The sequence below is a fragment of the Bradyrhizobium sp. MOS001 genome (assembly GCF_004634465.1).
Lineage (GTDB): Bacteria > Pseudomonadota > Alphaproteobacteria > Rhizobiales > Xanthobacteraceae > Bradyrhizobium > Bradyrhizobium barranii.
Genome location: NZ_SPVJ01000106.1, coordinates 1 through 6,047 on the forward strand (window position 1 = coordinate 1; position 6,047 = coordinate 6,047).

A 6,047-nucleotide genomic window follows, 5' to 3' on the forward strand; every position below is an offset into this window, starting at 1 on the left:
GGCCAGTCATTGGACGCTCCGACGCGAGACATCGGCCGCCTGCAACGATTGGCGACCACGGCCGCGTGCCGACCTATCCGTTTGCACACACCCAAGACCCGAAGGCGACATTGGAGCAACTCCGTCCATTGCCCTTCGGGAATAAGGTTGTTATGTTTAATCGACGCCACCACTGCTTGTAGCTCTCTTGAATAGTCGCCCACTTCGAGGTGGAGTTGTGGAGGACATTACTATGAGATTTTCCTCGCTGTTCCTTGTGGGCTTAGCTGTCGCCATCTTGTCGAATGCACCCGCCAACGCCGTGAAGAAAACTACGAGGCCGAACACTCCATCGACAGAGATATTTTACTCGGGTGCGCATGCCAAAGTGCTTGACCCGGATATAAGGGCGTTTGCGCCAGCCAAGGCCAGGACGTACGTGGAATGCAAACAAGGGTTATGGGCGCAAGGTGCAAACCCCAACTATCAATACGCGGTCTGTAGCAGTATGGGGTACAAGAACTGACCAATTCACGCACGCAGCAGAGGCCGCCCTCAGATGGTGGCCTCTCTGTCATATCGGGTCTTATGAGGCGAGCAGGGAACGTCGCCTCCTGGCCCGTGTGAGACATGGCGGTGCAGTCCGACGATTTCCGTTCACAGGGGTAAACCGGAAGAGAACGGCACGCGGCCATAGTGACGCGATAGACTGATCGCCGGCATCACCCCTCCGGTACTCCGGCGATGTATAATCCCCTAACCAAGCGCCTGGCTCCTGCAACGAAATTCGCGTTGCCGCGCACTGGAACGTTTCTGACGCGACGGATCGTAAATGTTGGATCAAGTGCAAGTCCAGTTTTGGCGGCCACTTGCGCCTCGTCCAGCCTCCCAAGAAGCGCGAGCGCTGCAGCGTACCCGAAATGCAGCAGCGGATAGTTTCGGTTGGCCTCGATTCCTCGGGCACACCAAGCGGCCGCTTCAGCGTCTGCTGAGATCTGGAGCTTGGCAAAGCCCGCCGTATTCATCCATCGGAAGGCGGAGATATCGCGAGGGGAAAGGCGCAGTGCTTCGTTGACGTGGAACTCGGTATCCGCACCGCAACCCATATAAAATTTGGCCTGACCCATCATCTCGTGAGCGTCAGCCAAATTGCGATCCAGGGCCAAGGCTCGCTCGCACTCAGCTACGCCTTGGGCCGTCCGGTTCGTATAGATGAGCACCATGGCCAAGGTGAAATGAGCCCAGGCATGGTCCGGAGCGAGGCGGAGCGCCTTTAGCACCATGGTCTCTGCCGCTGCCAGATACGGAGGCCCGTTGTCTTTCAAGAACGCCGCGACAAGCACCGTCTCGACCAACGCTCTCCAACTCATGGCGTCGACATTTTGCGGATCAGTCGCCAGAGCCCGTTCAAAAGAATTGCGAGCTTCTGTCAAATTCTCGAGTGTCACCCCCCTATTGCAAGAATGGCGGCCCTGGAAATAGAGATCCATGGCATCGGGATTCAACGTTCTTGCCGCGCGACGCGCCTCGGCCACGATGAGTTGGTTGTCTAAGGTCCGCGCAATCCTGGCTACGATTTCGTCCTGCATATCGAGCAGATCGGCGAAGGGCTTGTCGAAGCGGTCGGCCCACAAATGATTGCCCGTCGTCGCGTCGATCAATTGAACATTCACCCGGAGACGATTGTCGCAACGCTGCACCGAGCCTTCAAGCGCGTAGCGAACATTCAACTCACGACCGATCTGCCTGACATCGACCGATTTGCCTTTGTAGGTGAACGCGGTGTGTTGGCCGATGACAAATGAGCCACTGATGCGTGATAAATCCGTGGTGAGGCTCCCGGTCACACCATCGACAAAGTAGTCCTGCTCGGGGGCGCTGCTGAGATTGACGAAGGGCAACACAACGATGGAAAGGCGAGGTGGTGAAAGCGACCTCTGCGCCGTATAATCGTTCTGCGCCACATGGCCAGGGGGGACGGTTGTGGACCTTTGCGCCTCCTGCACTGTGCCAACAAAGCGGAAACCCTTGCGGGGCATCGTCCTTATCAGACGCTGTCTCTCGCCCGTGTCGCCAATTGCGCCGCGAGCAGCATTCATGCGCGTCGTGAGCGCGGCATCCGAGACGATGCGACCACTCCAGACAGCGCCGAGGAGGTCGTCCTTGCTGACAACCCGCTCCCTGTTGCGAATGAGGTAAAGGAGCAAGTCAAACGTTTGTGGCGCAGTAGCAATCAGCACGGCTCCGCAGCGCAGCTCGCGCTGGTCCGTGTCCAATACGTAGTCTTCGAAGAGATAGCGCAAGGCCGTCTTCTCCGCCCGATAGACCACATTTCTTCCCAAACGCGCTCATCGCAGAAGGACACCAAGAATAGGCCGGAGACGAGAGAAAAGTAAGCTGTTCGTTCAGGGATGACCGACGGCGGCCGATATGGAGCGGCTAGGCACTTCCGCTCGTGCCCCATCGCTTCCGTTGACGCGGTGCAGCTATGTCGGGTGATGGCGGCAGAGCGGAAGTTTGCCCCTGAGCGTCAAACCGACGCTTTTGACCCAACCCGGACATCGCAGAGCCACCTTTGATTTTCAGTATGGCCTTTTAGACGCTAAAATGCGTTGACCTAGACTCTGGCTAGGGGGCGAACATGAGGCGGCGTGCTTTTCTCGGTGCCGTTTGTGGTGCGGTAGCATTGCCGCGGCTGGCTGCGGCGGCGGAGAGCGCCAAGAAGAAACTTCTTGCTATTTTCGTCCCGTCAGAGCCGAGCGCGGACTGGCACGAGCTTAGCGGGAAAAGGTATCCTCGAGCCCTCTTCGCCGAGCTGCGACGGTTGGGACAGATCGAGGGACAAAACCTCAAAGTCGAAAGTTATGGACGAGAGCAAAACACGTCCGGCCTCGAGGCCTTGGCGACGGAAATCGTTAGCAGCAACCCGGACGTCATTCTCCTCGGTGGTCCTGGCGCACTCATCTTCAAAAAACTGACATCGCGTATTCCAATCGTAACGATAACTGCCGACCCCGTTCGACTGGGGATTGCCGAAAGTCTGGCTCGCCCGGGCGGAAATTTTACGGGAGCCAGCATCGACGCCGGTCCATCAATTCATGGAAAGCGGATTGCACTGCTGCGCGAAATCTTTCCTTCAATATCAAAACTTGGCTTGCTCGCTCTTCACATCCAATACAGCGGGCTCGTCAAGGATTCGCCTATCCCCGCAGCGGCCCAGGAGGCTGGCCTACCTATCGCGGTGTCGCTACTGGATGTTGGTGCTCAAGAAAATGACTGGCGGGCAGCGGTAGAGAGCCTTTCCGGCGAAGGCGCGAATGCAGTCATGGTGGTCGACTCCCCTGAAACTTTTCAAAACAGCGCTTTGATCGCCAAGTTGCTGACCGACGCGAGACTTCCGGCGATTTTCGCGTTCACCGAATCCGTCGAAGCCGGGGGCCTAATGGCCTACTCCTTTGATCTAGTCGAATTGTATAAGCGCGCGGCCAACAACATCGACGCAATTTTCCGCGGAGCAAAAGCTGGCGATATTCCATTCTACCAAGTGACCAAATTCGATCTGTCCATCAACTTGAAGACGGCCAGGCAGCTGGGCCTTTCCGTCTCTCCTGCACTCTCGGCCAGCGCCGACAAGGTCATCGAGTGAACAGGTCCGGTTATAGCCCGCGGGTGACATGCCCGCGCAGTCTGACGATTTCCGTTCACAGGGGCAGACCGGAAGGGAGCGGCACGCGGCCATAGTGACGCGATTGATCCGAAGGCGACACGGCGAGCTTCAACTTCGGGACGTCAACCCTATTGGCCAATCATAGTTCGAGATTACTGAGCCTGCTTCAAGTAGGCTTCAACCTCGCGCAGGTCGTTCTGCGGAGGAAATGACAGGAGAGCCTGAGACGGACTGCACCACGGATAGGGAAGCGAAGATAGCCAGCGCATCACGCCATCGAGTTCGGCGCCCGATAAGACTTTCATGACTTCAATGGTGATCACCAGCCTCACCACTTTTCCGTGCTCATTGAAATGCCAGTCGTAACGTCCGCATCCAACTCGCAGCGCTTGCCCGCTGGCCTTTGCGGACATCCCCACCAACCAATGGCACTGAAAGCGCGCTCGGTCAGTCTCGGAAGGCCGGGATAGGCAGAACGTGTAGATGTTCTCGTATTCGACACCAAAACGACGCACCAAAATTTCTTCCACGGCGTTCAAGCCGGAAGCCGTGGTGGGGAACGAAATGGCGTCGGTCTTGACCACCATTTCGAGCGCAATGTCTTCAGAGAACGCCCGCCTCATCAAGAACGGTCGGTTGCCGTCCTTGGCCAAGATATAGGTTCTTACTGCTTCGGCAGGTGTGGGCATGGTGCCTCAGGCTAGCACACTCAGGCTCCAAACGGGAATGTCCGCTTCTCGCCCATCAGCGAAGTGGCAACACCTTTCATTGAGGTCCGCTTGGTGGGGTAGAACGGACTGACTTTGCTCACTCTGAGTTCTTCGCATTTTGACCCAATTGAGACATCGGTCGCGTTCCAGCGTACCCAATATGATGAGCTACAACCCGCCGATTCAGGCCCCGACCAAATTTGACTGGTGATCAACTTCAAGATCGCCAAAAAGCGCTCGACCTCGACGTGTCGTTGCATCTCCAGCGGCCCCACCGACGAGGTGATCAAACCAAATTGGAGATGCTGTTTGCCGCCGGTTCCAGCCAGCCGATGATCTCTTTGTTGACGTGATGAATTGCGAATGCGAGGTGCGTGTCGGTGGACTTAACGCCGCCGAAGCAGATGACTCCGCAATCGTTGAAGCGGTGAGGATTGGTGCAGTCAGCCGCCCAGGGAACTGGTTACGCGCCAGTCGTCACGATGCAGTTGATCACAGACGGGTAATCACTTTGCTCCTGTAAGCGAATAAATTCTTTGATTGCGCGATAACACGTCGGCATCGACGCACTTCCACCCATGCTTTGGTTCGCCCAACGATCCAACATGACATGCGTCTTGACAATTTCTGCGTTCGCCGCACGCAGTATGCCGATGGAAGGCGAAGCCGTTTCAAACAGATACTTGTGGAAGCTGATCACGAAAGTATCGCTTCTCGGTAACCCGTTGCCATACGGAAGAAGGTCCACATCCCGCACAGTCTTGATATTTTTATAGAGCCACTGCGAATCGATCAACGCTTTCCCAATCCCTCTTCCCTCAACGCCAAGCGGAGCAACCCACTCGGGGCCCGGGGCTATGGTGGACCAAAAGATCACGCGATCATCACGGCGGTTCTCCATCGCCTTGAGCATGCAGAGGAATCGTTCCTTTTGTGGATCGTTCGAATGCTCCACATCGTACTGGAGCTTCTTGAGTTTGTCGGGCCAAGGTATGGGTGCAGGTGGGGGCGGCGGCGGCACAGCGGGAAGATAGATTTTGCGCAGCTTCGGGTCAGCCCCGATAAACGCGTAATTGCGCCCCCCGTCACGGCTGTGGCGGCAACCCACGAGCTCTCGCAAATACCAATTCACCTCCTCAGGAACGTGCGTTTGGAAATTGAACTCGATTAACGCCCACGCATCTATGTGCTCGCGCGCCGCAATTTTCCACCAGTCGTCCGTATCTAAGACCGGATATTCGCGCCCGCCTTTGGGCGGCCACAAGCCGCGTTTCTGCACTGGATTAAGAGGAACTTTGATATTGACCATTCAACGCCTCCCGCACAGCCCGAACCGTAGCGCGATACGCACCGGCCACGGTGGCGAAAGAAATGAAGTTTCGCCGGAAACATCGGAATGGCAACACGTCGGCGACGCGCCGGATATGAACTATCTCACATTTGTTCTGGCGCCAGCCGCTCGCGGACAATGTCGCCCCTTGGCGCCACGAGAGAACTTCCGAAGCTGGCGCTAGACCGGAAGTCGTCGGCTAAGGTCCAGGCTGGTGCTTCTGACCCAATGTATGGTCCGGCCGTGCGTAGCAAGAGGTTCGTCGATCAGGTGGTGAGTGGTCTTGCATCAATGTATCCGGCCTTTGATTGGAGCATTTGCTCCGGGCCATCATGGATATCAGCGCGCGTGCGTTCTCATT

General features: G+C 56.8%; 4 protein-coding genes. 1 reads left to right on the forward strand and 3 read right to left on the reverse strand.

Annotated features, from left to right (window positions below):
- Window positions 1–701 precede the first annotated feature (701 nt).
- Window positions 702–2,282: a winged helix-turn-helix domain-containing protein gene (locus CT676_RS42770; protein ID WP_085402690.1), complete on the reverse strand. Its 1,581-nt coding sequence runs from the start codon at window positions 2,280–2,282 to the stop codon at window positions 702–704.
- A 338-nt stretch (window positions 2,283–2,620) separates the two neighbouring features.
- On the opposite strand from CT676_RS42770, the gene CT676_RS42775 reads away from it, so the two are divergent.
- Window positions 2,621–3,625 (forward strand): ABC transporter substrate-binding protein, encoded by a 1,005-nt coding sequence (locus CT676_RS42775; protein ID WP_085402645.1) that lies wholly within the window; start codon window positions 2,621–2,623, stop codon window positions 3,623–3,625.
- Between the two features lie 173 nt (window positions 3,626–3,798).
- On the opposite strand, the gene CT676_RS42780 is transcribed toward CT676_RS42775, so the two are convergent.
- Together CT676_RS42780 and CT676_RS42785 are read right to left on the reverse strand one after the other, a co-directional pair.
- Window positions 3,799–4,335 carry a hypothetical protein gene (locus CT676_RS42780; RefSeq protein WP_085402646.1) on the reverse strand — a complete coding sequence of 179 codons (537 nt, stop codon included), beginning with the start codon at window positions 4,333–4,335 and terminating at the stop codon, window positions 3,799–3,801.
- A gap of 484 nt (window positions 4,336–4,819) precedes the next feature.
- On the reverse strand, window positions 4,820–5,665 hold the full coding sequence (locus CT676_RS42785; protein ID WP_135217265.1) for a hypothetical protein: 846 nt from the start codon (window positions 5,663–5,665) through the stop codon (window positions 4,820–4,822).
- Between the last annotated feature and the right edge of the window lie 382 nt (window positions 5,666–6,047).